The 25,155-nt window shown below is 64.0% G+C and carries 25 protein-coding genes; 15 read left to right on the top strand and 10 right to left on the bottom strand.

What is annotated here, in order from left to right; translation table 11 throughout:
- The 3 genes from IAE33_RS15105 to IAE33_RS15095 are packed head-to-tail and all read left to right on the top strand — an operon-like array spanning window position 1 to window position 2,566.
- Window positions 1-780: an ABC transporter ATP-binding protein gene (locus IAE33_RS15105; protein WP_201164095.1), complete on the top strand. Its 780-nt coding sequence runs from the start codon at window positions 1-3 to the stop codon at window positions 778-780.
- 17 nt (window positions 781-797) lie between these two features.
- Window positions 798-1,232 (top strand): pseudoazurin, encoded by a 435-nt coding sequence (locus IAE33_RS15100; protein WP_201164094.1) that lies wholly within the window; start codon window positions 798-800, stop codon window positions 1,230-1,232.
- Entirely contained in the window at window positions 1,229-2,566 is a 1,338-nt protein-coding gene (locus IAE33_RS15095; protein ID WP_201164093.1) for an OprD family porin, read from the top strand. The genes IAE33_RS15100 and IAE33_RS15095 overlap by 4 nt, the downstream gene beginning before the upstream one ends.
- Here the strand turns inward: IAE33_RS15095 and IAE33_RS15090 are convergent.
- Both IAE33_RS15090 and IAE33_RS15085 read right to left on the bottom strand, forming a co-directional pair.
- On the bottom strand, window positions 2,561-2,842 hold the full coding sequence (locus tag IAE33_RS15090) for a hypothetical protein (protein WP_042141463.1): 282 nt from the start codon (window positions 2,840-2,842) through the stop codon (window positions 2,561-2,563). The two genes, IAE33_RS15095 and IAE33_RS15090, sit on opposite strands and share 6 nt — an antisense overlap.
- Before the next feature lie 122 nt (window positions 2,843-2,964).
- Entirely contained in the window at window positions 2,965-3,462 is a 498-nt protein-coding gene (locus IAE33_RS15085) for a GNAT family N-acetyltransferase (RefSeq protein WP_201164092.1), read from the bottom strand.
- Window positions 3,463-3,590: 128 nt separating this feature from the next.
- Here IAE33_RS15085 and IAE33_RS15080 point away from each other — a divergent pair, with 128 nt between their 5' ends.
- From IAE33_RS15080 to IAE33_RS15060, 5 genes are all read left to right on the top strand, one after another.
- Window positions 3,591-4,076 (top strand): hypothetical protein, encoded by a 486-nt coding sequence (locus IAE33_RS15080; protein WP_201164091.1) that lies wholly within the window; start codon window positions 3,591-3,593, stop codon window positions 4,074-4,076.
- A gap of 165 nt (window positions 4,077-4,241) precedes the next feature.
- Complete coding sequence (locus tag IAE33_RS15075; RefSeq protein ID WP_442967379.1) at window positions 4,242-5,792, top strand: sensor domain-containing diguanylate cyclase; 1,551 nt, start codon at window positions 4,242-4,244, stop codon at window positions 5,790-5,792.
- Between the two features lie 168 nt (window positions 5,793-5,960).
- Entirely contained in the window at window positions 5,961-7,298 is a 1,338-nt protein-coding gene (locus IAE33_RS15070) for an MFS transporter (protein ID WP_201164089.1), read from the top strand.
- 132 nt (window positions 7,299-7,430) lie between these two features.
- The gene (gene aroQ / locus IAE33_RS15065; protein ID WP_028634466.1) at window positions 7,431-7,880 is read left to right on the top strand and encodes a type II 3-dehydroquinate dehydratase; all 450 of its coding nucleotides are present in this window, start codon (window positions 7,431-7,433) and stop codon (window positions 7,878-7,880) included.
- Window positions 7,877-8,725: a shikimate dehydrogenase gene (locus IAE33_RS15060; RefSeq protein WP_201164088.1), complete on the top strand. Its 849-nt coding sequence runs from the start codon at window positions 7,877-7,879 to the stop codon at window positions 8,723-8,725. The genes aroQ and IAE33_RS15060 overlap by 4 nt, the downstream gene beginning before the upstream one ends.
- A 34-nt stretch (window positions 8,726-8,759) precedes the next feature.
- Here the strand turns inward: IAE33_RS15060 and IAE33_RS15055 are convergent, their stop codons facing one another.
- The 4 genes from IAE33_RS15055 to IAE33_RS15040 all read right to left on the bottom strand — a co-directional run bounded on the left by IAE33_RS15055 (window position 8,760) and on the right by IAE33_RS15040 (window position 17,461).
- Window positions 8,760-9,320, bottom strand: a complete 561-nt coding sequence (locus IAE33_RS15055) for a DUF4174 domain-containing protein (RefSeq protein ID WP_028634468.1) — start codon at window positions 9,318-9,320, stop codon at window positions 8,760-8,762.
- A 224-nt stretch (window positions 9,321-9,544) separates the two neighbouring features.
- On the bottom strand, window positions 9,545-14,008 hold the full coding sequence (locus IAE33_RS15050; protein ID WP_201164087.1) for an NEL-type E3 ubiquitin ligase domain-containing protein: 4,464 nt from the start codon (window positions 14,006-14,008) through the stop codon (window positions 9,545-9,547).
- 97 nt (window positions 14,009-14,105) lie between these two features.
- Complete coding sequence (locus IAE33_RS15045; RefSeq protein ID WP_201164086.1) at window positions 14,106-16,466, bottom strand: DNA polymerase II; 2,361 nt, start codon at window positions 16,464-16,466, stop codon at window positions 14,106-14,108.
- 74 nt (window positions 16,467-16,540) lie between these two features.
- Window positions 16,541-17,461, bottom strand: coding sequence for a LysR substrate-binding domain-containing protein (locus IAE33_RS15040; RefSeq protein WP_201164085.1), 921 nt, complete (start codon window positions 17,459-17,461; stop codon window positions 16,541-16,543).
- 159 nt (window positions 17,462-17,620) lie between these two features.
- Here IAE33_RS15040 and IAE33_RS15035 point away from each other — a divergent pair, with 159 nt between their 5' ends.
- From IAE33_RS15035 to IAE33_RS15005, 7 genes are all read left to right on the top strand, one after another.
- Window positions 17,621-18,409, top strand: coding sequence for a YqcI/YcgG family protein (locus tag IAE33_RS15035; RefSeq protein WP_201164084.1), 789 nt, complete (start codon window positions 17,621-17,623; stop codon window positions 18,407-18,409).
- A 2-nt stretch (window positions 18,410-18,411) separates the two neighbouring features.
- Window positions 18,412-19,038, top strand: a complete 627-nt coding sequence (locus tag IAE33_RS15030; protein WP_201164083.1) for a LysE family translocator — start codon at window positions 18,412-18,414, stop codon at window positions 19,036-19,038.
- Between the two features lie 256 nt (window positions 19,039-19,294).
- Window positions 19,295-19,990 (top strand): sel1 repeat family protein, encoded by a 696-nt coding sequence (locus tag IAE33_RS15025; RefSeq protein WP_201164082.1) that lies wholly within the window; start codon window positions 19,295-19,297, stop codon window positions 19,988-19,990.
- 84 nt (window positions 19,991-20,074) lie between these two features.
- Window positions 20,075-20,767: an AzlC family ABC transporter permease gene (locus tag IAE33_RS15020; RefSeq protein WP_201164081.1), complete on the top strand. Its 693-nt coding sequence runs from the start codon at window positions 20,075-20,077 to the stop codon at window positions 20,765-20,767.
- Complete coding sequence (locus IAE33_RS15015; RefSeq protein WP_028634476.1) at window positions 20,764-21,078, top strand: AzlD domain-containing protein; 315 nt, start codon at window positions 20,764-20,766, stop codon at window positions 21,076-21,078. Before IAE33_RS15020 ends, IAE33_RS15015 begins: the two co-directional genes overlap by 4 nt.
- On the top strand, window positions 21,075-21,908 hold the full coding sequence (locus IAE33_RS15010) for a helix-turn-helix transcriptional regulator (RefSeq protein WP_201164080.1): 834 nt from the start codon (window positions 21,075-21,077) through the stop codon (window positions 21,906-21,908). The genes IAE33_RS15015 and IAE33_RS15010 overlap by 4 nt, the downstream gene beginning before the upstream one ends.
- Before the next feature lie 72 nt (window positions 21,909-21,980).
- Complete coding sequence (locus tag IAE33_RS15005; RefSeq protein WP_201164079.1) at window positions 21,981-22,208, top strand: hypothetical protein; 228 nt, start codon at window positions 21,981-21,983, stop codon at window positions 22,206-22,208.
- Window positions 22,209-22,244: 36 nt separating this feature from the next.
- Here IAE33_RS15005 and IAE33_RS15000 read toward each other — a convergent pair whose 3' ends face one another.
- From IAE33_RS15000 to IAE33_RS14985, 4 genes are all read right to left on the bottom strand, one after another.
- Window positions 22,245-22,727 (bottom strand): copper chaperone PCu(A)C, encoded by a 483-nt coding sequence (locus tag IAE33_RS15000; protein ID WP_201164078.1) that lies wholly within the window; start codon window positions 22,725-22,727, stop codon window positions 22,245-22,247.
- Window positions 22,728-23,336, bottom strand: coding sequence for an SCO family protein (locus tag IAE33_RS14995; protein WP_201164077.1), 609 nt, complete (start codon window positions 23,334-23,336; stop codon window positions 22,728-22,730).
- Window positions 23,337-23,551: 215 nt separating this feature from the next.
- Window positions 23,552-24,136: a Fe-S biogenesis protein NfuA gene (gene nfuA / locus IAE33_RS14990; protein ID WP_028634481.1), complete on the bottom strand. Its 585-nt coding sequence runs from the start codon at window positions 24,134-24,136 to the stop codon at window positions 23,552-23,554.
- A 58-nt stretch (window positions 24,137-24,194) separates the two neighbouring features.
- On the bottom strand, window positions 24,195-25,155 hold a 961-nt coding region (locus IAE33_RS14985; RefSeq protein WP_201164076.1), incomplete at its 5' end, for an acyltransferase family protein.

Genomic DNA, 25,155 nt, shown 5'->3' with positions numbered 1-25,155 from the left:
ATGGCCCCCGCGCACATCGCACCGCTGAGCTGCCAGGGCCTGGGGCTGGACCTGGCCGGCAACACCGTACTGGACGCCCTCGACCTGACCGTGCACGCCGGCGAGACCCTGGCTATCGTCGGGCCCAACGGCTCCGGCAAGTCCTCGCTGCTCAAGCTGCTGGCCGGGCTGCGCAAGCCCACCCGCGGCAGCGTACAGCTGATGGGCCAACCGTTGGCACAGGTGGCCAGGCGCCAGATCGCCCAGGCCCTGGCATTGGTGGAGCAACAGGCTGACACGCTTGATGCGATCCGCGTGTTCGATGCCGTTGCCCTGGGCCGCACGCCATGGTTGTCGGCGCTTGCACCGTTCTGCGCAAACGACCGTGCCATCGTCGAACAGGCGTTGGCCGACGTGGATGCCCTGCACCTGCGCGGCCGGCTGTGGGGCGCGTTGTCTGGTGGTGAACGCCAGCGCGTACACATCGCCCGAGCCCTGGCCCAACAGCCGCGCCTGCTGCTGCTGGACGAGCCCACCAACCACCTGGATATCCAGCACCAGCTAAGCCTGTTGCACCAGGTGCAAGCCTTGCAGGTCACCACCGTGGTGGCCCTGCATGACCTCAACCAGGCCCTCACCTGCCACCGCGTGGCGGTGCTCGACAAAGGCCGCCTGGTTGCCTTGGGCAAGCCGTTGGAGGTGCTCACGCCCCAGCGCCTGCTCGACACCTTCGGTGTGCAGGCCCACTACCTCACCGACCCCCACGACGGCGCGCGCATCCTGCGCTTTCGCGCCCCTTGAACCAGGAAGTTCTGCCCATGTCGTTGCGCCCTGTTGCCTTGCTGCTCGCCAGCGCCCTGCTCGCCCCCGCAGCACTGGCCGAGGTTCACGAAGTAAAAATGCTCAACCGCGGTGAGGCGGGGGCGATGGTCTATGAACCTGATCACCTGCGCATTGCACCGGGCGACACGGTGCGTTTCGTACCCACCCAGAGCGGGCACAACGCGGCCAGCGTGCCGGGTTTGATGCCAGAGGGCGCTACGGCTTTCAAGAGCAAGCTCAACCAGGTCTTCGAGCAGCGCTTTACCGTGCCGGGCTTGTACGGCGTGCAATGCATTCCGCACCTGGCAATGGGCATGGTCATGCTCATCCAGGTCGGTGACGTGACCGAGGCCGCGGTGCCGGCAAGCCTGCCGGCGAGGGCCAAGGCGCGCTTCGGGGCGCAACTGCAACAGCTGGTGGCCGGCCAGTGAGAAGGTTGTCAATGGCGCTGCCATTGGTGGCGATAGCCCCCTGGGCTCAGGCCGAGAATGCCCAATCCCACAGCCAGGGTTTTGTCCAGGACGCCAGCTGGAGCGTGCTCAACCGCAGTGTTTACGACCTGCGCGATTTCAAGCATGGCGGGCGCAACGGTGCCGCGCGCAATGCCTACAAGCCGCGCAACGAGCGTAACGGCAAGGCGGAAGAATGGGGCTACGGCCTGATGGGTACCTTCCAGTCTGGTTTCACCCAGGGGCTGGTGGGGGTGGGCGTGGATGCCCACGCTTACCTGGGCGTCAAGCTGGACAGCGGCGGCGGCCGGGCGGGCAAAGCGCGCCTGCTGGCCGTGGACAACGACGGGCACCCGCAATCTGATTACAGCCGCGCAGGCGCCGCCGTGAAGCTGCGCATCGCCAACACCGTGCTCACCTACGGCGAGCAGCGGGTGAAAACGCCGGTGTTCAGTGCCTCCGACAGCCGTCTGCTCCCGGAAACCTTTACCGGGTTCTTTCTGGCCAGTGAGGAACTGGAGGCGCTCAGGCTGGTGGCCGGGCATTTCACCGAAAACGCCGACCGCAATGCCTCCAGTCATGGCCGGGGCTTTGCAGTCAATTACTCCAATGGCCGCCAGGGTAACCAGGTCGACCTGGCCGGCGCCATCTGGTCAGCCAGCCCTGCCTTCAGCGCCAGCCTGTACACGTCGCGGTATGAAGACACCTGGAACCAGCACTACCTGGGCAGCACCCTGAGCCATGCCCTGGACGAGCAGCGCGGTGTCAGCCTGGACCTTAACCTGTACCGCACCACCGACACCGGCAAGGCACTGTCGGGGCGTATCGACAACACCACCTGGAGCCTGGTTTCGCGCTACGACCAGGGGCCTCACGGCTTCAGCCTGGGCTGGCAGCAGGTGCATGGGGACACACCGTTCGACTACGTCTCGCGGGGCGCCATCTACATCGCCAATGCGGTGCAGATGTCCGATTTCAACGGGCCAAACGAAAAGTCCTGGCAGGCGCGCTACGACCTGGACATGGGTGCCTACGGCATCCCGGGCCTGGCGCTGACGGCCCTGTACGTACACGGCTTCGGTATCGACGGCACCGGGGTAGACCCGGCAGGTGGCTATGCCTATCTGGGCTACGGCAAGGGCGGCAAGCACTGGGAGCGTGACCTTGAGGCCCGCTATGTAGTGCAGGGCGGCCGGGCCAAGGGCGTCACCTTCTCGGTCCGGCACAACGTGCACCGGGGTAACCAGGCGCAAGCCGAGCTGGATGTCGACCAGCTTCGGCTGGCGGTGGAATGGCCGTTGTCCGGGGGGTTATGACAGGGGTGGCTGGCTGTACGCCAGGTCGGCGAACGCGGCTTCGAGCTCCGCATCGACATGGCCAGCAGCCCTCACGCGGGTTTGCAGGTACTGCCTGACCGTGTTGGGCCAGCGCCCTTCCCGATGCGCCGCATTGATCAGGCTCCGGGCATCCTGCCGGGTGGCACCGCGCCACAGGTCCATCAGCCTGTTTTCAAAATCATCGGAGGTCCACCCCTCCAGGCGTGCTTCGAATTCGTCCAGCAACTTGAGCTTGTACAGGGCCATGTGCGGCATCGTCCTTCTCCCTCTGCAGCGATGAAAAATCCATGTCCTGGGAGGGTAAGCACGGCCTGGCAGGCAAGGAAATGAACGCGTGGATCACTACCGCCAGGCTTGTGTAGGGCAATTCCGTAGGTTCAGCGCAGGGGCAGCTGCATGTGGGTGGTCTGCCACACCGGGTCTTGTTCAACGTCCACCACGCTGAAACCCTGGCGCTCCCAGAAGCGGATGGCGCCCGGCAGAAATGGATGGGTGTGCAGGTACAGGCAGTTTACCCCTTGCGCCTGGGCCTGCAGACGCAACCTGGCGAACAGCGCTGCTGCCAGGCCGTGCCTGCGGTAGGCCGGCAAGACGAACAGCCGCACCACCTCGACCACCTGCTGGGCGCGGTAGCAGAGCTGGGCAAAGCGGTGATCGTAGGGCAGGTAGCCAACCACGGCCACCAGGCGCCCGCCGTCCCGCGCCTCCAGAAAACAGCCAGCGCCGTCCAGGTACGTGCTGGCGAAGTGCGCCAGATCATGGGGCAAGGGCGTGCCGGCGAGCATCGGGAACAATTCGCGGCGGGCCGCGTCAACGAACGCCACCACTTCATCAATGGCGTCGCGTGGAACAGGTTGCAGGATCAGGTCGGGCATGGGGCAGCCACCGGGCAATGGAGGCCAGGTTCTACCCCAGCCGCGCGGCCATGGCAAACGACAAGGCTCGTCGGCGTTGCGCAGACACCGTTATAATCGCCAGCCTCACAGCCCAACCAGGCCACGCCATGCCTTGCCTCAACAAGTTGCTGTTGCCCCTGCTGCTGGCCCTCGCCGTTACCGCCTGCGATCAGAAACCCACCCGAGAAGAGCAGATCCTCGCGCGGCTGCCGCTGCAGGAGGCCTATACCCATAACATCGAGCGCATGGCTGGCCTGCTCGGGCGCACCCACCCCCGGTTGACACAGGCAAGCATCGAGCAGGTGCTGCGCAAACACCTCACGGTCGAGGACCAGCGCCAGGACCTGTTTCGGCTTTACAGCGAGAAAAACTTCAGCGATGCAGAGTTCGACACGATCGTCACGGCGCTGCAGGACCCGGCCAAGGCACGGGCTCTCGAGGACTCGGAAAACGGCCGGCGCCTGAGCGAAAAACTCACGTCGCTGATGCGCGACACCGCTGGGGACCCCAACGTGCAAGCCTTGGCCAAACAACGCATGCAGCAGGTGGAAGACGAACTGCGGAAGCTGGACAACGCCAGCCCTGCTGGATAATAGGCCCGGAAGCGCTAATTGGGGCGCTTAGCGCCCCAACGCACCCGATGGTGGCCATCTTGACGTCAAGCAGTTCCCCAAAGCACCGATAACCTGTAGGGTTATCGCCCTTTTTGCCGCATCTGTTCGCCTTCGAGGTCAGGATTGCCAAACGCCAAGCAAGGAATGCGGCTCGATCTGCGCACACTTATTCTGGTGCTTTGCGCCCTTACCGCGCTGGTGATGCTGTGCGCCAGCTATTTCGCCAGCTACCGGGTGCAGCGCCAGTTGCTGATCGACCACGCCCTGGAAGCCAACCGGGTCTATGCAGCAAAGCTGGCAGCCATCACTGAAACCTATATCCGCAACGCACTGCAGCAACTGGCATTCAGCGCCGGCGTACAGCGCCAGCAACTGGCCGACAGCGCTGCGCTACGGGCCGAAACCGACCGGGTGCTGGGCCAGAGCATGGCCTTCAACTCTACCTTCGTGATCGACGCGAACGGTGTACTGCTGTCGGTATCGCCCGCACACCTGCGACACCTGATGGGCGGGCGCATGCAGTCCCCCGGCGTAGAAGAAGCCCTGCACGAACGCCGCCCGCTGGTTTCCACCCCCTATGTCTCGGCAGCCAACAACCTGGTCGTGACATTGTCACAACCGATCTTCGACGCCGATGGGCGTTACCTGGGCTACGTGGCGGGAAGCCTCTACCTGCACGAGCGCAACATCCTCAACAGCTTGCTGGGCGAGCACTTTTACAAGGACGGCTCCTACCTGTACGTGGTCGACAGCCAGCGCCGCCTGCTGTACCACCCCAACCCGCAGCGGGTTGGCACAGTGGTGCAGAGCAACCCGCTGATCAACCAGCTGGGCACCTTGCGCAACGGCACCCGCCAACTGAGCAACAGCCAGGGGGTGGAGATGCTGGCAGGTTTCGCCACCGTGCCAAGTGCCGGCTGGGGCGTGGTGGCCCAGCAGCCCCTGACACGCACACTGACACCACTGGGGGACCTCATCCTCAACGTGGTGGGTACATCGGCGCCGTTGGCCCTGGTGGGCTTCCTGCTGCTGTGGTGGCTGGCCCTGATCATCGCACAGCCGTTGTGGCAACTGGCTGCCGGGGCACGCACCATGGACAGCCCGGAAACCGCCGAGCGCCTGCGCCGGGTGCCTGCCTGGTACTTCGAGGCGGCCGAGCTCAAGCGCGCCCTGCTGTTCGGGCTGAACCTGCTGCAGGAACGCATTGGCCGGCTCAACCGCGACGCCCAGACCGACCCGCTCACAGGCCTTGTCAACCGTCGCGGCCTGGAGTTCAGCCTGGCACTGCTGCAGGCCGATGGCCGATCGTTTTCGGCCATCGTGCTGGACATCGACCATTTCAAACGGGTCAACGACAACCATGGCCATGAGGTGGGTGACCAGGTGCTGCGGCGCCTGGCAGAGCTTATGCGCGGCTGCTGCCGCGAGGGTGACCTGCTGTGCCGTACCGGCGGCGAGGAATTCCTCATGCTGTTGCCAGGCGCAGGCCTGGAGGTAGCGGCCAACGTGGCCGAGCGCCTGAGGCTGACGGTGCAGGATACTCCCGTGGAACCGGTAGGCGCGGTGACGGTGTCACTGGGCGTAGCGCGTTGGGATGCCAAGGGTGGCAATGAGCCTGCCGACGCGCTAGGTGCGGCTGACCGTGCGCTGTACCAGGCCAAGCAACAGGGGCGCAACCGGATGGTTCACGCCTGACCTCCTGGCAGGCCGCCGCACCTGCGGTCGTATCAGGTATCCGAAGGTCGCCCTCGACAAAGCGGCCTGTGGGCAACGGCGATCTACTGGCAGACACATAAAAATGATGGGGCGGCCCGATCGCCCCACGTTCTTCATGACTGCCAATGGAAACCGGAGAGCACCCGCATGTCCGCAACTCATGAGGTATCCCCCGCCACCCTGCGTCGCGTCATCGCCGCTTCCGCCATCGGCAACTTCGTCGAATGGTTCGATTTTGCGGTGTATGGCTTTCTCGCCACCCTGATCGCCAGCCAGTTCTTTGCCAGCGAAGATGCCAGCGTGGCCTTGCTCAAGACGTTCGCCGTGTTTGCGGTGGCCTTTGCCCTGCGCCCGCTGGGCGGTATCGTGTTCGGCGCGCTGGGCGACCGCCTTGGGCGCAAGCGCATCCTGTCGTTGACCATCCTGCTGATGGCGGGCTCCACGACGCTCATCGGCCTGCTGCCCACCTACGCCAGCATCGGCCTGGCGGCGCCGGCGCTGCTTACCCTGGCGCGCTGCCTGCAAGGGTTTTCTGCCGGTGGCGAGTATGCCGGTGCCTGCGCCTACCTGATGGAGCATGCGCCTGACGACAAGCGTGCGTTCTATGGCAGCTTCGTACCGGTGTCCACCTTCTCCGCCTTTGCCTGCGCCGCTGTGATCGCCTATGGCCTGGAGGCCAGCTTGTCTGCCGAAGCCATGAGCGCCTGGGGCTGGCGTGTCCCCTTTCTGATCGCCGCCCCGTTGGGCCTGGTGGGCCTGTACCTGCGCTGGCGCATGGAAGAAACCCCGGCGTTCCGCGAGGCGCTTGCCCAGGGCAAGGTCCACGAACACTCACCGCTCAAGGACACCTTGCGCCACCATGGCCGCACCATCCGCAACCTGGGTGCGTTCATCTCCCTGACCGCGCTGTCGTTCTACATGTTCACCACGTACTTCGCCACCTACCTGCAACTGGTGGGCAACCTGACCCGCGCCCAGTCGCTGCTGGTCACCACGGTGGCGCTGATCTTCGCCGCGGTGGGGTGTCCGCTGGCAGGGGCATTTTCCGACCGTGTGGGGCGGCGCAAGACCATTGGCTTTACCTGCCTGTGGGTGATGGCCTGCGTGTTCCCGGCCTATTGGCTGGCGAGCTCCGGTTCCATGCCCGGGGCACTGCTGGGGGTGATCCTGTTGGCGGTGGGCGCCCTGTGCAGCGGCGTGGTCACGGCAGCGCTGCTGTCCGAGAGCTTCCCTACCCGCACCCGGTATACCGCGTCGGCCATCACCTACAATGTGGCCTACACCCTGTTCGGCGGCACCGCTCCCCTGGTGGCGACGTGGCTGATCGGGCAGACCGGCAGCAGCCTGGCGCCGGCCTTCTACCTGGTGGCGATCGCGTTGGTGGCCTTGATTGGCGGGCTGGCACTGCCGGAAACCTCGCGCATTTCGCTGCATGACGAAGTGACGACCGACCCGGCAAGCAGCGGCGCGCGTCCTGCGGTTTGAGGCGAGGGGCCGCAGTGCGGCCCTGGTTCGTTAATCGCACACTTTCGCCAGGCCAGCGCTGGGTGCAATTGACTAAATTAACCGGCTGGTACAAAACTGGGGGCATTCAACAACAACAAAGCGATACTCCACATGAAGCCCCTTATTCTTGTGCTCAACGGCCCCAACCTGAACATGCTGGGTACCCGCGAACCCTCCCAGTACGGCTACGAGACACTGGCCGACCTGGCGCAGGGCTGTGCTGACACTGCCCAATCATTGAACCTGGACATCGAGTTCCGCCAGACCAACCACGAAGGCGAGCTGATCGACTGGATACATGCCGCCCGTGGCCGCTGCGCCGGCATCGTCATCAACCCTGGCGCCTGGACACACACCTCCGTGGCCATCCGCGATGCCCTGGTCGCCAGCGAAGTGCCGGTGATCGAGGTGCACCTGTCCAATGTGCACAAGCGTGAGCCGTTCAGGCACCTGTCGTTCATTTCATCCATCGCCGTCGGGGTCATCTGCGGCCTGGGCAGCCATGGCTATCGCATGGCCATCAGTCATTTCGGCGCGCTGTTGCAGGAGCGTGCGGCATGAGCCAGCAGGCAATCCTTGCCGGCCTCATCGGCCGTGGCATCCAACTGTCGCGCACCCCGGCGCTGCACGAGCACGAGGGGGATGCCCAAGCCTTGCGTTACCTGTATCGCCTGATTGATGCTGACCAGCTGCAGCTGGATGACAGCGCCCTGCCCAGCTTGCTCGACGGTGCGCAGCACACCGGCTTTACCGGCTTGAACATCACCTACCCCTTCAAACAGTCGATTCTTCCGCTGCTGGATGAGCTGTCCGAGGAAGCCAGGGGCATCGGCGCGGTCAACACCGTTGTGTTCAAGGATGGCAAACGCGTGGGCCACAACACCGACTGCCTGGGCTTTGCCGAGGGTCTGCGCCGGGGGCTGCCAGACGTATCACGGCGGGTGGTGGTGCAGTTGGGGGCTGGCGGTGCGGGCTCGGCGGTGGCACACGCCCTGCTGGCCGAAGGCGTTGGCCAATTGGTGCTGTTCGAAGTGGACGCTGCGCGGGCTCAGGCCCTCGTCGACAACCTCAATGCCCATTTCGGCGCCGAGCGCGCGGTATTGGGTACTGACCTGGCCCCTGCCCTGGCGGACGCAGACGGTTTGGTCAACACCACGCCGGTCGGCATGGCCAAGCTGCCCGGCACCCCATTGCAGGTGGAGCTGTTACACCCGGACCTGTGGGTAGCAGAAATCATTTACTTCCCGCTGGAAACCGAATTGCTGCGCGCCGCGAGGGCCATTGGCTGTCGCACGCTCGATGGCAGCAACATGGCCGTATTCCAAGCGGTGAAGGCATTCGAGCTGTTCAGCGGAAAGCAAGCTGACGCCGCGCGCATGCAAGCGCATTTCGCCAGCTTTGCCTGAAACAAAGGGCTGCGGCGCAACCCTTTGATGCGGTTCAATCGTCGAGGGGTTTTGGCGGGGCGGCGGGCTTCGCAGGTTTGGCTGGCTTGCCAGGCTTGCTTTCCTTGGCCCCCTCCTGCGGCGCCGCCGCTACCGGTTCTGGCGCCTTCACGGCTTTTTCAGTGGCGGGCAGATCGTCCACCGCCTTGAGAATCACCTGCGGGTCCAGCGCGTCACCGGTGTCATCATCCTTGAGCATGTGCCGCTCGCCGTCCTTGCCGACCAGAATCACCTTGGTGCCTTTGCTGGCACCGAGCTTCAACTCGCGGATCAGGGCCATGGTGGTCTGCTGCTCGAGGTTCTTGTCGTCACGCTTGCCCATCATCTGAGCCACGCTGAACAACACCAGGCCCCGTTCCTTGAAGGCCGCCTGGGTCGCTGGGTCTTCGAATGCCTTGTTGACCGCCCTCAGGGTCGGGTCGGCACTGCTGGGGGCGATGATGACCAACGGCCTTGCCTTGCCCAGTTCCTTGGCCAGCGGTGCATCGCTGTCTGCAGCGAACAACGGGCTGGCAACGGCGAGCAGGGTGGCGAGGGTCAGTGACCGGACGAGCATGCGCATCTCCTTATTCTCTCGATAAACCAAAGACTACAGATCCTGGAGAAAGATCCGACGCGGGAGCCTAAACCAACTGGGCTGGCAATGGGCCTGCGCAAAAGTAACCTGGCGTTTCTAGCCACCACCTGCAGATCAGGAAAAGCCCCCAACGCGTGCACCTGAGCATAGCCCAAACCCACGTCGTTGCCCTGCCCGCACAGGTGCAGGACACGCTTTCAACCTCAATCGACGGCCGTATCCAGGGCATGCCGGGTCAGCTCCAGCATCAGCGTGCGCTCCGCTGCCTGGCGCTGGTCAGCGATGACGGCGGTTTGCTCCAGGCGCTGCATCTCGCTGAGCCCTGGGGCTTCCTGTATGGCCTCCAGGCGCTCATGAAATGGGGCATTCAACGCCTCGAACCGCTCAGGGTAAGCACTGCGCAGGTGGCGACACCAGAACTCCCGCCCCAGCAACGACGTGGCCAGTTGCTCCGTGCTCTCGGCCCCCAGGACCCGACTGCGGGCCTGGCTGATGTGCCGCTCGGTAACACCGGCTACTTCGCGGAACGTCATGCCACGGGTATTGACGGGCAGGTCCAGGTCGTCACGCAACGCCAGGCGATAGGCCAACGCCACTTCGATCAGATCAGGGTCGGCACCGGAGCGCTGGCGCATCTGCATATCTTCCATCGCGATGTGGTCCACTTCATCCATGCGCCACAACTGCCTGCCCAAATGGAGCAGCATCTGCTGCTCGTCGCCATCCTGCGCGCCGGCTTCGGCGCGCCATACCAGCAGGCGCAGTTCCAGGTCGCTGAACCGCAGGGCCACGCTGTCCTGGCAAGTGAGTTGCTCGGCATCGCTGAACATCGCGTCCCGCAGTTCAGCTGAATCACGCATGGCCTGCAAGAGTGCCAGTACCCGAGAGGCCAGGTAGCGCGCACCGGTGCGGTTCTGGAAGTCGGCGGTGTCTGTCAGGCGCTGCAACAAATTGAAAAACTGCGCAGCGCCTTGCATTGCCTGCAGCGGCTCCCAACATGCACCCAGTTCTGTGCGCTGATCCATGCCGATGGCGTCCATCCAGCGCAGGCGGGCCAACGCCAAGGCGCGAGCATCGTCCAGCGAGGCCGCGGACTGCAGCGCCTCCTGCAGCCGCTCACGCTCGGCGTCGGTCAAGGGGTTGCCACTGAGGTGCACCTCGCCCTGCACCCACAAGGGCGACTCGTAGAACCCTTCGGGCAATTCGGTGATCTGGTTGTCCCGCAGGTCCAGTACCCTCAGCGAGGTGTTTTCCATCAACAGGTAAGGAAGGCTGCGCAGCTGGGTACCGGCCAACCGCAGCTCGTGCAGGTGGACCAGGCCATTGACCGCGAACGGCCTGCCCAGCGGGTTGCGCGACAGGTCGAGAAAACGCAGGTTGGCGCAACTGGCAAGGATGGTCGCCTGGCCCGGGTCCAGGCAGATGAGGTTGCAAGAAAGGTCGAGTGTCCAGAGGTTTTCCATCTGCAGCAATGCCTGTGGAACCCGCGGCAGACGGTTGTTGGGCATCTCCAGCGACCGCACACTGGAAAATGCCCGCAGAAAACTTTCGGGTAGCTGGTTGATGTGAGCGTCACGCAGGGTCAGCGAATACACATGGTCGAAGTTGGCCTGTTCAGGCAGCTCCGGGAAGGTTTCGGTATGAATGCCAATCATGTCCCAACGGTAAGCCTGGATCAGGTCGTTGCCATGGGTGCCCTGATCAAGCACATGCTGCCAGCAGTTCTGCAAGGCCTGCCGAAGCTCACGGCGTCGTTGCCGTTCTGCCCGTGTGGAGCCGCGGCTGGTCCACAGACGCAGTTGAGCATTGATCAGCTCGAACTCCTGCTCCACTTGATTCAGGCGTGCCTCCACGCCCCCTGGCGCCTCTTGCGCCTGCGCCAGCCAGGCATCGAGCTGACCATCGGTATAGGTTGGGTAGAGTAACCGCAGCCTGCGGTGATAGGGGTTGGGGCGCCGGCTTCTGCGCCCGCTCAACGGGTAGCCAACTCGGCCATCCGGCAGGCGAACCGGCATCCGCCAGGCACCAGGGTCGCTGCTGCCCAGCAAGCCCGGCAACGTCGTGCGGTTGGCCTCGGTCAGGCGCAGCACCCGGGCTTGCAAGTGCTCGGCGAATGGGGCTTCAAGCTGCAGGGTAGCGAGGTCTGCTTGGTCGCACACGCTGGCCATGACCTGGAACAACTCACCCGCTGGTGCCAGCACCCGCCCTTGTGCATCGAGCACGCTGAACAGGCCATCGTCGTACAGCACGTCCAGCACCCGCTGCCCCGACTGAGTATCAGCCAGCAGGGCACCCCTCGCCTGGCTGCTGAACAGCCGCCAGCGGATCCTTGCCGAGGCGCCTGCCAGGTGACGCAGCATACCGAACGCCAGCCGTGCCACATCAGTGCTCTGGGGAGTATCGAAGTACAGCGCTTCCAGTGCCCGGTCCAGGCGTATCTGCAGCGAGCGTACCCGTGCGGCCTCGGCCAACTGCAGCGGTACACGCCCCGTCAGCCTCAGCCGCTCCAGGTCTGCGTGGCTGGCACGGCGCAACAAGGCTTGCGCAGCGCTGCCATACAAGCGGGGGAAAACACGGCATAGCGCACGGCAGCCTTCATCATCCGGTTGCTGCAGCGCCTGGTACAAGCGCTGCAGCAATGGCCGCCGTTGCGCGTGCACCCAGTTTGCCAACTGTTCATGCGTGCGCCCTTGCTCGAATGGGGGCGCAATCACGTCATCAAACCACTGAAGGTCGTCGACAGGCCCACCGGCACGCAGCTGCGCAACCAGGCTGCGCACACGTTGCTCAAGCCCCGCCCGTAGCGCTGTATCGATCAGACCGGGGGCACAGGCATCCGCGCTCAGGTGCAATGCTCGCAGCCGTGCATCGTCCAGGCCGTGAATAGCCAGCACGTGGTCGATAGCGCTGTCGTCCAGTTCGGCCATCGGGCCGCCAAGGCGCCGGAACAGGTAGCGTGTACCTTGCCAGTCCATGGGCGACTCGCTCCACAGCCGCCAGGCACCGGCCCCATTGTGTTGCAGCAAAGGACCATACCCATCACGGGGCTGCAGTTGCCACTGCCCATCGGTGGGGCGTTGCTGCACGCGGTACGCCTGCCCGTCCATGCGTATCCAGGCATGCTCGTCGGTGCGGCTGACGCCTTGGGCATCGGTGACGGCATGCCTAGGTGGTTGTTCGCTGTGGAACGGGGCCAGGTCTCCCGCCCACAAGCGCTCGCCGCCGCCCTGGACGTTGGCCTGGACCAGGCTGTCTACCCAAGCGGAACGCTTCCAGGCCTGGCGTACGACGTGCACGCCGGCAGCGCCGGCCGCCACCAGTGCCAGGTCGGTGGCCACGTGGTCGAGGTGCTCCAAAGCCTGCTCGGCCTCACCCTCATGCCAGGCGTCCAGGGCATAGAAGGCCTCTTGCAACAGGCTCCACACCGTCACAGCCAACAGCACAGCACCGATGGCCGGCACCCACAGGCTGGCCAGCCCCAGCAATGTCCAGCCCTCAGCCGCAAGGCGCTGCTCGTGAGCCTGCTCGCGTTCGCGGTCCAGTTGCTGGACTGGCGGCAGCAATGTGGCTGCATCGGATTGGATCTGCGCGATGCGGGCGAGCGCAAGGCTCTCGAACAGCGGCCCGGGCAACGGATAGGCGCGGGGGTACAGGTCGGCGGTGGCCCATGCCGGGATATCGTGATAGAAGCGGGTGGCCAACTTGGCGAAGAACCCCTGGCTGTCACGACGGCGCACGAAACGGGCGAAGAATTGCTGGTAGGGCTTTTCACGCAGACGGGCGTTCAGCACCTTGCGGGCAAAACGCGCCAGGTTTTCTGCAGCGCTCCAGGCGCCCTGCGGGTCGCCAGGGATGTACACCAGTACACGCCGGCTGGACGTATAAAACGGTGCCAGAGACTCGTCTCGCACGTCCAACACCACAATCTGCTGCAACGGGCAGCCCAGCACTTCAAGGTTTTTCGCAACCACGCGATCGCCCTGCAGGTGCCCCAACCGACCATCACGCCACAGGTTGATCAGCAAACCCAGTTCCGCCTCGGTCAATACGCCACGCGCACGGGCCTTGAATGCGTCGATCAGCATCTCGTGCCGGGTCAGTTCCCCCAGCACCGCCACCGTGGCCGCAGGGGCAAGGTGCGCCTGCAGATGCGCCTGATAGCGCGCTCCAAGGTCCAGCTCGCGAACCAGGCGGGCGAACTGGGCAGCGTGAGGTTCACGCAAACGCTGCCCTGCCCCGTCGTGCAATCCGGCCCCGGGCGCGAGGATGCCTGGCGTGGCTTCGTCAGCGGTAAAATTGCGCAGCACAGCTTCCAGCAGCGGGATCTGGTAATACACCCGTTGAGTCAGCGGGACGCGAATCGGGGCGTAGGTCAGCAAGGGCACCTGGTAGGCGTTGCGAAACCATAACTGCTCCACCGGCACACTCACCCCATGGCGCTGGGCGAGGGCCGCTTGCAGGAGGGGTGTGATGAAGTGATCGATGCCCTCGATGGCCGCCCAGCGCACACTGAGCCGCTGCCGGCAGGCCAGGCTGCTGCGCAGCGCCTGGCACACGGCCGGCATGTGCTGATGGCTGACAGCCTTGAGCCAGGTGGGCAGTTGCGCGGCGAGAAGCCGGTCCTGGCCCGCTTGCTCGAGCAGGTTGGGTTGAGTGGTGGTGTCCATCCGGTGCTCCCGCAGTGTCGATACGGGTGCCAGGGTATGCAAACGTCGCCCCATTGAAGTGACGACCTACTACCACCCACACGGGTCACGCGCCGCCCTAGAACAACAGCATCTGGTGATCAACCAACGCCGCAAAACTGTCGCCCACAAAAGGCAGAATCGCGTCAGCGACCGGTTGCAACTGACGCGTCAGGTAATGCTCGTAGTCGATCGGTGCCCTGCGGTTTTCCAGCGGCTCAGGCCCGGACGTGGTCATCACATAGCTGATCCAGCCACCGCGCTGATACTGCAAGCTACGGCCCAGTTGGCGATTGTAGTCATCGGCAAGGCGTGCGGCACGGACATGGGGCGGCACGTTGCGCTGGTAGTCCGCCAGCGGCCGACGCAAGCGCTTGCGGTAGACCAGCAGTTCGTCCTGCTCGCCGGCGAGGGTGCGCGCCACATACCCGCGCACGTAATCACGGTAGGGCTCACCACGGAAGATGCGGCCATACAATTGCTGCTGGAACGCCCTGGCCAACGGCGACCAGTCGGTGCGCACCGACTCGAGCCCTTTGTAGACCATGTCTTCGGTACCATCGGCACGCTGCACCAACCCGGCATAGCGTTTTTTGCTGCCTTCATCGGTGCCGCGGATGGTCGGCATCAGAAAACGCCGGTAATGGGTTTCGAACTGCAGTTCCAGAGCGCTCTCAATGCCCAATGCCTGTTGCAGGTGCCCTCGCCACCATTGGTTGACCTCGGCCACCAGGGCCTTGCCGATGTGCGCGGCAGCCGCCTCATCGTGGGCCGTTTTTAGCCACACGAACGTGGAGTCGGTGTCGCCGTAGATCACATCAAACCCTCGCGCTTCGATCAACGCGCGGGTTTGGCGCATGATCTGGTGGCCACGCAGGGTAATCGAGGATGCCAACCGCGCGTCGAAGAAGCGGCAGCCACTGGAGCCCAGCACGCCGTAAAAGGCGTTCATGATGATTTTCAGGGCTTGCGACAACGGCGCATTGCCGACCTGCTTGGCCTGCTCCCTGCCCTGCCACACGCGCTCGACGATGGCCGGCAGGCAATGGCGGGTTCGCGAGAAGCGCGCCCCCTTGAAGCCCTCCACCGCGTGCTGGTCATCGGGCTGGTCAAGCCCCTCGACCAGCCCGACCGGGTCGATCAGGAACGTGCGAATGATCGAGGGGTACAGGCTCTTGTAGTCCAGCACCAGCACCGAGTGATACAACCCTGGCCGCGAATCCATGACAAAACCGCCCGGGCTGGCCTCTTCCGGGCGGCTGCCCAGGTTGGGCGCGACATACCCGAGGCGGTGCATGTGGGGCATGTACAAGTGGCAGAACGCAGCCACCGATCCCCCGCTGCGATCGGCTGCAAGCCCGGTCACCGAGGCGCGCTCCAGTAGAAATTCCAGCAATCGGGTATGGGCAAAGATGCGTGTGACCAGTTCGCAGTCCTTGAGGTTGTAGCGCGCCAGGGCCGGCTTGTCCTCGGCGAACATACGGTTGATTTCATCCATGCGCTGGTAGGGCGTGCTGATCGCCTTGCCATCGCCCAGCAGGGTCTGGGCAACGTTCTCCAGGCTGAACGACGGAAAGCTCCAGGTGGCCGACCGCAGCGCCTCGATCCCGTCGATCAGCAGGCGCCCCGGCACCTCGGCAAACACGTGCCCGCCCTTGGCGTGGGCGCGCAGTGTCATGGGTGCACCGCCCCGGCCCAGCGCCAGGGGCACCTGCAGGCGCCCGGCGTGTTCGTGCAGCAGGCGCAGGTCGAACTGCACGACGTTCCAGCCGATGATCGCGTCCGGGTCGTGGCGGGCCACCCACTGGTTCAGGCAATGCAGCAAGGCGGCCCTGTCGGTGCAGTAGTGCAGGTCAAAATCTACCTGCGCCGCATCGCCGTTGGCCGGGCCAAGCATGTACACCTGGCGCTGGCCGCAACCTTCCAGGGCGATGCTGTACAACTCGCCGCGTTCGGTGGTTTCGATATCCAGCGACACCAGCCGTAGCGGCGGCCGGTACTCGGCGACCGGTTTGAGCTGGGCTTCGCACACCACGCCTTGGGCATCGACCTGGCCTGCGAACTGCACAGGGGCGGTGATGAAGCGCTCCATCAAGTAGCGTTCCGGTGGCCGTATGTCGGCCTCGAACACGTCGATACCCGCCGTGCGCAGGCGCTGCTCAAGCTGCAGCAACTGCCGATACTGGCGGCAATACAACCCCAGCACCGGGCGCTGGTCGAAGGCCTTGAGCCCAAGCGGGCGCAGCTCCACGCCCGGCTCGTCGGCCAGCAGCACCCGGGCAAGGGCCTGTTGCGCCTGAGGGATGAACGCCACCGACACCTGAGGCGCCAGGCGCAGCAATCGTGGCCCGTGGTCGGTGGCCAGCCAGAACTCCACGCAGGTACCTTCAGGCGTGTCGTACCAGTGCCGGGTCAGCACGAAGCCCTGCTGCAACTCCACCACATTGCCCTCTGAATCACTTGTCGGACGCCAATTGTACCCGTGCGGCCAACAGCCCACACCCCGCGAAGGGGTCAACCGTACAGGTAGTTGATGTCCTTCAGGGCCAACGGCGGCACCTGCCCCAGCAGAAAGTCACGCAGCTTGTGCATCTGCCGGGCCTTGGGGCTGGCTTTGAGCCAGGTCATGTAGTAACCGTCACCGGTGGCCACGGCGTGCTTGAAAGGCGTCACCAGGCGACCTGCGGCGAGGTCTGCGCTGGCCAGTACCAGGTCGACCACCGAGATACCCAACCCCTGCTGAGCGGCGGAAATACCCTGGTCCAGCGTGTCGAACACCTGCCCCTGGTCGATGCTGATGTCCAGCGCATCCATGCGCGCCAGCCAGCGCCGCCAGTCCCTGCGGTCGGGGGACGGGTGCAGGAACTCACAGTGGTTCAGGTCGGCCAGTGCGGGCTGTGCCTGCGCCATGTAGTCGGGGTGGCACACCGGGATCAGCCATTCATCGAACAGCCGGAAACTCTCGATATCGGCCGGGAAACGGCCGCTGGCCAGCAAGATCGCGCAGTCGTAAGGCTCGGAGTAGAAGTCCACGGTGTCGATGTCCATCCACACGCTGGACAACTGCACGCTGCAGGTGTCCTCGTGCTTCTTGAAGCCGTCGAGCGCCCGCAGCAGCCAGCGCACGGTCAATGTGGAGGGGGCCTTCAGGCGCAGCCCGTAGCGGTCCTGGCGCAGCAATGCACAGGCGTTCTCGATGATCTTGAACCCGACTTTGAGCTCCTGGGCCAGCAGACGCCCGTGCTCGGTGAGGCTCAGCTTGGGGCCGCGTCGCTCGAACAGGTCGCAGCCGAACATGGCTTCCAGCGTCTTGATGTGATGGCTGACGGCGCCCTGGGTCAGGGCCAGCTCTTCCGCGGCGCGGGTGAAAGAACCATACCGAGAGGCCACCTCGAAGGCACGCAGGGCGTGCAAGGCCTGAATCCGTTCCGACATGTGTAGGTCCCAAGCATGAGCAAGACTAATAGTAGGTCATAGTTCCACACGTTTTACAACGTGAAGCGGGTTTCGGAAAATGCAGTTAATTTACAAATATAACCAAGATCCTGCCTGCAAATGTGTGGAACGTTCATCTAATTTACATCTGGGGAAATCATGTTTACGGGATATGGACACTGCTATCGCCTGGATGCGCTGGAGCTGACCGCCGAACATGGAAGCAACAAGCAACACTGGACTCACTCAACCTTGGAGCACTTTCGCAACATCCTCGCCAACCCCGACTTCCCCTGCCTGTTTGGCCGCAAGGCAGTCAACGGCCAAACCTGCCATGTTCTATTCGCCCGCGCCGAGCAACTGGCTGATGACGTCGCCCAGGGGCTTGCGGACTACGTGCGTCATGTCAGCCCCATCAAACCCAAGCAGCGCATCGGCAGCCCACTGGTGGTGTTTCTCGAAACGGCCACCGACAGCACCTTGGCCCAACAGCAGGCGCTGGCCTGGAAGGTACTGCGTGGCGTGCATGCGCGAGACCCTCATCCCTGGCCACAAGGGGTACCGACCGACCCCGATGACACGAACTGGTCATTCTGCTACGCCGGCATGCCGCTGTTCATCAACATGAACTTCCCCGGCCACCAGGCCATGAAAAGCCGCAACCTGGGCCCGCACATCACCCTGGTCATCAACCCCCGGGAGAACTTCGACGAAGTCGCCAATGCCGGCACCGAGAGTGGCAAGCGCATCCGTGAGCGGATCCGCGAGCGCGTGCACCACTACAACGACGGCGTGATGCCCGATACCCTCGGCTTTTTCGGCGATGCCGACAACTACGAATGGAAGCAATATCAGTTGCAGGAGGCGGGCTCACTGAACCCGCCACGTTGCCCTTTTCATGCCCACGCCGCCACCCAGGCAGTACCTGACATCCTTACCGAGAACTGAACGTGAATACCGCCCTGACCGCCACCTACGCCCTCACCGTGCTGCTGCTGATCGCCACCCCTGGGCCAGTCGTGGCATTGATCGTCAACACTGCCGCTGCATCCGGCTCGCGCAAGGCCATCTTCACGGCCCTGGGGACCAACTGGGCGTCACTGGTGCTGATTGCTGCGGCTGCCTGGATCATCCTCACCAGTGCGGCCATCGACAAGGCCTGGCTCAGCACCATGAGCCTGCTGGGCTGCCTGTTCATCGGGTACATCGCAGTGGGCACGCTCAAGGAGGCCCTCCAGGCGCCAGCAACGGACGTGGCGGACGACACCGTGAAACCTGGCCGTGGCGGCCTGTGGCAGGGCTTCATGGTGGGCATTTCCAACCCCAAGGACATCATTTTTTTCATCGCCTTCTTTCCACAGTTCATCCAGATCACCGAGTCGTTCGGCAAGAGCATGGTGGTGCTGTCGTTGCTGTGGGTCATCATCGACTTCGCGGTACTCAGCTTGTACATCTTCGCCATCGGCAAGATTGCCTCTCAGCGCAGCAACCGCTTCATCAGCCTGGCTTCGGGTGTGGCGCTGCTGCTGATCGCCATCGGTGGCCTGCTGTACAACGTCAGGGAACTGGCTGCCTGACGGCAGCGCCGGAGCATCCACCACGCCCTCCAAAGCCCCCTGTTCATTGACCGCCTGCATCAGAAGGGTCTAGGCAATAACGCCCTGGCCACAACGAGCGGCGGCACGGCTTGCCTGACAATCGTCGGTTGGCCTTTCGGCAAGCCCCATTCGGTGGCTAGAATACAAAGTCGTTCCGATTTGCCAGAGGCGCACGCTTGACTGCCATGATTACCGAAGCCGTCCATCACCGCCTGGCAACCTGCGGGGCAAGCCTATGAGGCCGCTGCACCGTCTACCGGTGCTGCTGGTTGCCCTTGCGCCTGTGCTTGCCCAGGCGCTGGAGGTGCACATCGACCCCCACGCCGACCTGCTGTATCGCCAGGCCTTGCCGCTGCTGGAACAGGCGGACAACCAGGACGACAGCCCGGGCAGTTTGCGCACGGCACTGGGTGACGACGCGGAGCTGAGCCGCCAGGGCCAAGCCATGGCCCACACCCTGCCCACCGCTGTGGCATTACTGAAAAAGTCGGTGGAGCTTGGCCACCCGGTGGCGCAGTACCGCCTGGCGCTGTACTACATGACCTACCTGCCCTCCGCGCAAATTTCCGATGCTGCCTGCCCATTGCTCGAAGCCAGCCTGAGCCAGGGCTTTGCCGCACCAGCGCCCGCCATTGCCACCTGGTGCCCACCCTACAATGCCAGTGCCGATTACCGCGCGGCACTGGAAGCCATCCCCAGCATGGCCACCCTGTATGCGGCCTATTACCCGCAACCTGCCACGCGGCTTGCCTGTAACCGCAACCAGCCCCAGGGCCTGTCCATGCTGTGGGGCCGCCAGCGTGACTATCAGGCTGAGGTGTACCGACTGCTCAGCGACCTTGACCCGCAGCACCGCCCGACGCTGCTGCAAAAGGCGGTGGATACCAACGGCTGTGTCACTGCCCAGCAACACCTGACCAGCCGCCCCTAGGGCAAGCGGACAGCAAGAACGTTCAAGCCAGGCCCTGCCGTGTCTGGCATGCTGGCCTGCCTTACATCCTATGCGCCAGCCATCATGCCCCAGCTCGCCCGCCACGCCTTCCTGCACGGCGCCATCGCCATTGTGCCGCTGTCCGTGGCGGTTGCCCCCTGGGGCCTGCTGGCCGGTTCCATGGCCATCGAAGCCAACCTCAGCGCGCTGCAAGGCCAAGGGCTGTCGGCCATTGTCTTCGCCGGCGCCGCGCAACTGGTGGCGATCGGCATGCTCAAAGGCGGCGCCAACCTGGCCTCTATCCTGCTCACCACCTTGTTGCTGACCTCGCAGCACCTGCTATACGGTCTGTCGATGCGCCCGGTGCTGTCACCACTGCCACTGCGCTGGCGCCTGGGCCTGGGCTTCCTTCTGACCGACGAGTTTTTCGCCCTGACCAGCCGCTACGACCAGCAGCAGTTCAACCGCTGGTATGCGCTGGGGGTTGGGCTGACCTTCTACGTTGCCTGGAACCTGTTCACCCTGGTTGGCATCATCGTGGGGCAGAACATTCCACACCTCGACCAGTTGGGCCTGGACTTTTCCATCGTCGCCACCTTCGTCGCCCTGATCACGCCACTGGTGCGCAACCTGCCCACGGTGGTGTGTGTGGCGGTGTCGTTGTTCACCTCGGTGCTGTTTACCCATTGGCACTGGGAAACCGCACTGGTTGCCGCTGGCCTGCTGGGCATGGGTGCGGGCTTCGTGTGCCAGAAGCTGGCAGGGGGCCGTTCATGATCTGGCTGCTGATCGCCGGGATGGGCACCCTGGTGTTCCTGAACCGTTATGCGTTTCTGGAACCGCGCCTGCCCCTGCGCCTGGGCTCCAACGCCCGACAGTTTCTGGGCTTTGCCGTCCCCGGCATGCTCACGGCCATCTGTGGCCCGATCATCTTTATGCCCGACCACCAGCTTGACCTGAGCCTGTTGAACCCCTACCTGCTCGGCTCACTGGTGGCCATCGCCCTGGTGCTGTTGACCCGCCGCGTGTTGCTGAGCATGCTGGTGAGCATGTTGATCTTCTTTCTTCTGCGCAGCTGGCTGGCATGAGCACGCCCCTGCGCGAGCAGACTCACCTGTGGCAGGCGCCAGCGCTGGGCGACGTGGAGATGCTGCACGCCCGCTACGTTCAGCAGCGCTTTGCCCCGCATGTGCATGAAGGGTATGTGTTCACGGTGATCGAGTCCGGCGCGCAACGTTTCTGGCACCGTGGCAGCGAGCACCTGGCGCCTGTGGGCAGCATGGTGCTGATCAACCCTGATGAGCTGCATACCGGGGCCAAAGCCCATGAGGCTGGCTGGCAATACCGCGGCTTTTACCCGGAACACCAACGCGTAACCGGCGTGCTCGAAGAACTGGAACTGAGCCGGCAAGGCATGCCGCGCTTCAGGGACAGCGTGATTGTCGACCCGGCCCTGGCAGCGGCCTTCAGCCAACTGCACCGGTTGTCCGAAAGCAGTGCCAGCGCGTTGCAGCAGCAGACGGCCTGGCGCCAGGCGGTGCTGGCACTGGTGCAGCGCCACGGGCAAGGCGCAGAGCCATCCGCCCCTGGCCAGGAGCCGCTGGCGGTAGCCCGTGCGCGGGAAATGCTGGAACCGCACCTGGCCGAACCGCCCTCGCTGGAAGCGCTGGCCGCTGCAGTCAATTTGTCGCCCTTTCACTTTGCCCGGGTGTTCCGCCAGGCCACAGGCCTGCCGCCCCACGCGTGGTTGAAGCAGCGACGCTTGTCGCGGGCCAGGGAAATGCTCAGGCGCGGCCTGGCGGCATCGGACGTGGCCTTCACCCTGGGCTTTGCCGACCAGAGCCACCTGAACCGGCAGTTCAAGCAGGCCTACGGGGTTACGCCGGGGGCCTATCGCAGCGCCTGTCGCTACGCCTGAACTGCGTCAAGGCGCCCCAGGCGCTTCCCCCATCCGCTGCTACACTCTAGTGGCTGAATGGAGGATGCGGCCATGTCCGAAAAAGAGATCACCACCCTTTTGTCACTGATGAACCAACGCCAGTCCTGCCTGGGCAATGCGTTCAAGGAAATTGCCGACTGGATCGACCGCCAGGGCGATGTGCCTGCGGCTGGGAAGATTCGTGCAACCCTCAGGGCGCTGGAGGCTGACGAGGCGCGGGTACGCAAGACGCTGACGTCGCTGACCCTGGACAGGCCGCTGCCCAGGTTCCGCAGTTGAGCTGCCAGGGCCGCCGCGCGGCCCCGGCTCAACCGGTCAGTGGCTCATGTGCATGTGGTCGTGCCCACTGCCGGCCTCGGCGGTGAGCGGGCGTACCTCTGCCTGTACCTCTACGGTTTCCTTCACGCCCTTGGCGGTTTCCACGGTGAGGGTCAGCGGCACTTTCTCGCCTTCCTTTACCTGACCATTCAAGCCCATCAGCATTACATGCAGCCCATTGGGATCCAGGGTCACGGCTTTGCCAGCAGGCAACTCGACCGCATTGACCTCGCGCATGCCCATGACGTCGCCATTCATGGTCATCTCATGAACCTGCACGGTCTTGGCCACTGGCGAGGCCACGCTCACCAGCTTGCTGTCAGCATCGGCCGCGAGCGTCATGAACGCACCGGTGGACTGCTGGTGCGGCACGCTGGCGCGCACCCACGCATCGCTCACGGTGGTCTGGGCCAGTGCCGGCAAGCCCAGGCTCATGAGAAAAAGGGCCGCCAGGCCATGCTTGACTGGTTGCATCGACATTCAGCAGATCTCCATCAGGGTAACCAGGTCCTCGGCACATTCCTTGGCGTTCAGGGAATGGCCCAGGCTCAGGCGCAGGGTGCCACGCGTGTCGTAAACGTAGCTGGTGGACGAATGGGAAATGGTATAGGTGTCGCCGGCCGGGACTTTCTCGTAGAACACCTTGAACTCCCGAGCCACGGCGTCGATCTCTTCAGGCGTACCGGTCAGCGCCGTGAAAGTGGGGTCGAATGCCTTGACGTAGGCATCGAGCACTTCGGGCGTATCGCGCTCAGGGTCCAGGGTAATGAACACCACCTGGAACAGGTCGCGGTCACGCCCCCGCAGCAACTTGCGAATTTGTGCGGCACGCGCCAGCGTGGTGGGGCAAATGGCCGGGCACTGGGTGAAGCCGAAGAAGATCATCGGCATGCTGCCATAGAAGCTCGACAGGGTGCGCACGTTGCCTTGAGGGTCCTTGAGGCTGAACTTGCGCCCCAGGATCTCGTTGCTCATGTTCTTGCCGTATTTGAACTCGAGCCCCCGGGCCGGGCTGCAGCCCGCCAGCAAACCGAGCCCGAGAACACCCATGCCGGCGACAACCGAGCGCCGGGTCAGAAGATCAGTCATGAAACCATCCTTTACAGGGAAGGTGCCGGCCCTCGGGACGGGCCAGCCAAAAACCGGGGCATTCTGGCATGCCCCCTGGGGGTGTTCTACCCGGGCCAGGCAGGAACGGCGCACAGCCCTTTGAATACGGGCTGCGGCCTGTTGTCGCAGGGGTTGAAACCGTAACACTTTGTTGCTAAGCGCACGTGTCAGGCCAACCTTTGACGCTGACGACGTCAGTAGTAGGCGTTCTCTTTCTGGCTGTGGTCGGTCACGTCGCGCACGCCTTTGAGCTCGGGTACGCGCTCCAGCAACGTACGCTCGATGCCGTCCTTCAAGGTCACATCGGCTTGGCCACAGCCCTGGCAACCGCCGCCGAACTGCAGTACAGCGATACCGTCGTCAACCACATCCACCAGGCTGACCTGGCCGCCGTGGCTGGCAAGACCGGGGTTGATCTCGGTCTGCAGGTAATAGTTGATGCGCTCGTTGATCGGGCTGTCTTCGTTCACCATCGGCACCTTGGCGTTAGGCGCCTTGATGGTCAGCTGGCCACCCATGCGGTCGGTGGCGTAGTCCACCAGCGCATCTTCCAGAAACGGCACGCTTACCGCATCCAGGTAGGCCGTGAAGCTCTTCAGGCCCACGGCCGTGTCATCAGGCTTTTCTTCGCCCGGCTTGCAGTAGGCAATGCACGTCTCTGCGTACTGGGTGCCCGGCTGAGTGATGAAAACGCGGATGCCGATGCCAGGCGTATTCTGCTTGGAGAGCAGATCGGCCAGGTAGTCATGGGCGGCGTCGGTAATGGTTATAGCGCTCATGTAGGTTCCTCACAGACTTGCGACCAAGTGTACGCCAAGCCGGCCCTCTAACAAAGTCCTAGTATTTGACTCGGGAAAGGGCATAGGGCTGGCCCGCCTCCTGCGGTGCGGCCAGCCACGCACGCATGCGTCGGTACAGGCCGCGTTCCAGCCACTGGTAACTGAACCACGACAGCAGCGCGATGGAAGGCACGCACAGGGCAAATACCAGGTAAGGGTTGAGCTGCAGGCGCTGGCTGGCGAACCACCCGGCATAGAGCACCAGCACGTGGATCAGGTACACGGAATACGAGCAATCACCCAGCGCCTTGAGCACGCGATTGCCCGCAAACAGCGGCTCCAGCGCGATGAACGCGAGCACGATGAGCGCGCTGGGTATGCCCCAATGCAACAGGCGCTGGGAAGCATCCAGGTGGTAGATGGCGAGTACTGCAGCCGTCAGCAGCACCAGTGGCAGCCAGCGGCCCTGGCGGATCAGCCCATGGCGGTACATCACCCCCAGGCCGATGCCCAGCAGGAACTCATAGATGATGTCATTGTTGTAGAAGCGGCTCAGCACGCCCATCCGGCCCAGCACTTCGCTGACTAGCAGCAATACCGCAGTGACCAGCAATAGGTGGTGCCGCTGGCGCACGAAAAAGGCCAGGCCGAACAACAGGTAGAACAGCATCTCGAAGTTCAGCGTCCAGCCCACGTTCAGCGTCGGGTACAGCCCATACCCGCCGGGGTTCTCTGCCGGTATGAACAGCATCGACAGCAGCAGGTGATGCCAGCTGAACTCCTGGTGCGGCATCCATTGGCTGAACGCCAGCAGCAGTGCGGCCATCAGCGCCGTGTAGAACCAGTAGGCGGGCACGATGCGCAGTATTCGGTTAAGCAGGAACTCGCGCGGCGCTACGGTTTTATCCCGGGTTGACAGGTAAATGACCAGGCCGCTGATGACGAAGAAGATGTCCACGCCCACGGCGCCGCGGGGGGGCCGCCACAGGGCGGCCCGGCCCCGGGGCGTGTAAAAGAAG

Origin of the sequence: Pseudomonas sp. S60, from assembly GCF_016647865.1 — a bacterium.
Classification (GTDB): domain Bacteria; phylum Pseudomonadota; class Gammaproteobacteria; order Pseudomonadales; family Pseudomonadaceae; genus Aquipseudomonas; species Aquipseudomonas parafulva.
The sequence above is the reverse complement of the archived record's forward strand: the minus strand, read 5'-3'. Positions and strand labels throughout refer to the sequence as shown.

Coding starts and splice junctions, on each gene's coding strand:
- aroQ (WP_028634466.1), top strand. CDS start 7,431: ATGAAGCCCCTTATTCTTGTGCTCAACGGCCCCAACCTGAACATGCTG.
- IAE33_RS15050 (WP_201164087.1), bottom strand. CDS start 14,008: ATGGACACCACCACTCAACCCAACCTGCTCGAGCAAGCGGGCCAGGAC.
- IAE33_RS15075 (WP_442967379.1), top strand. CDS start 4,242: ATGCGGCTCGATCTGCGCACACTTATTCTGGTGCTTTGCGCCCTTACC.
- IAE33_RS15085 (WP_201164092.1), bottom strand. CDS start 3,462: ATGCCCGACCTGATCCTGCAACCTGTTCCACGCGACGCCATTGATGAA.
- IAE33_RS15105 (WP_201164095.1), top strand. CDS start 1: ATGGCCCCCGCGCACATCGCACCGCTGAGCTGCCAGGGCCTGGGGCTG.
- IAE33_RS15100 (WP_201164094.1), top strand. CDS start 798: ATGTCGTTGCGCCCTGTTGCCTTGCTGCTCGCCAGCGCCCTGCTCGCC.
- IAE33_RS14995 (WP_201164077.1), bottom strand. CDS start 23,336: ATGACTGATCTTCTGACCCGGCGCTCGGTTGTCGCCGGCATGGGTGTT.
- IAE33_RS15040 (WP_201164085.1), bottom strand. CDS start 17,461: ATGTCGGAACGGATTCAGGCCTTGCACGCCCTGCGTGCCTTCGAGGTG.
- IAE33_RS15055 (WP_028634468.1), bottom strand. CDS start 9,320: ATGCTCGTCCGGTCACTGACCCTCGCCACCCTGCTCGCCGTTGCCAGC.
- IAE33_RS15015 (WP_028634476.1), top strand. CDS start 20,764: ATGATCTGGCTGCTGATCGCCGGGATGGGCACCCTGGTGTTCCTGAAC.
- IAE33_RS15005 (WP_201164079.1), top strand. CDS start 21,981: ATGTCCGAAAAAGAGATCACCACCCTTTTGTCACTGATGAACCAACGC.
- IAE33_RS15035 (WP_201164084.1), top strand. CDS start 17,621: ATGTTTACGGGATATGGACACTGCTATCGCCTGGATGCGCTGGAGCTG.
- IAE33_RS15020 (WP_201164081.1), top strand. CDS start 20,075: ATGCCCCAGCTCGCCCGCCACGCCTTCCTGCACGGCGCCATCGCCATT.
- IAE33_RS15000 (WP_201164078.1), bottom strand. CDS start 22,727: ATGTCGATGCAACCAGTCAAGCATGGCCTGGCGGCCCTTTTTCTCATG.
- IAE33_RS15080 (WP_201164091.1), top strand. CDS start 3,591: ATGCCTTGCCTCAACAAGTTGCTGTTGCCCCTGCTGCTGGCCCTCGCC.
- IAE33_RS15025 (WP_201164082.1), top strand. CDS start 19,295: ATGAGGCCGCTGCACCGTCTACCGGTGCTGCTGGTTGCCCTTGCGCCT.
- IAE33_RS15060 (WP_201164088.1), top strand. CDS start 7,877: ATGAGCCAGCAGGCAATCCTTGCCGGCCTCATCGGCCGTGGCATCCAA.
- IAE33_RS15010 (WP_201164080.1), top strand. CDS start 21,075: ATGAGCACGCCCCTGCGCGAGCAGACTCACCTGTGGCAGGCGCCAGCG.
- IAE33_RS15070 (WP_201164089.1), top strand. CDS start 5,961: ATGTCCGCAACTCATGAGGTATCCCCCGCCACCCTGCGTCGCGTCATC.
- IAE33_RS15090 (WP_042141463.1), bottom strand. CDS start 2,842: ATGCCGCACATGGCCCTGTACAAGCTCAAGTTGCTGGACGAATTCGAA.
- nfuA (WP_028634481.1), bottom strand. CDS start 24,136: ATGAGCGCTATAACCATTACCGACGCCGCCCATGACTACCTGGCCGAT.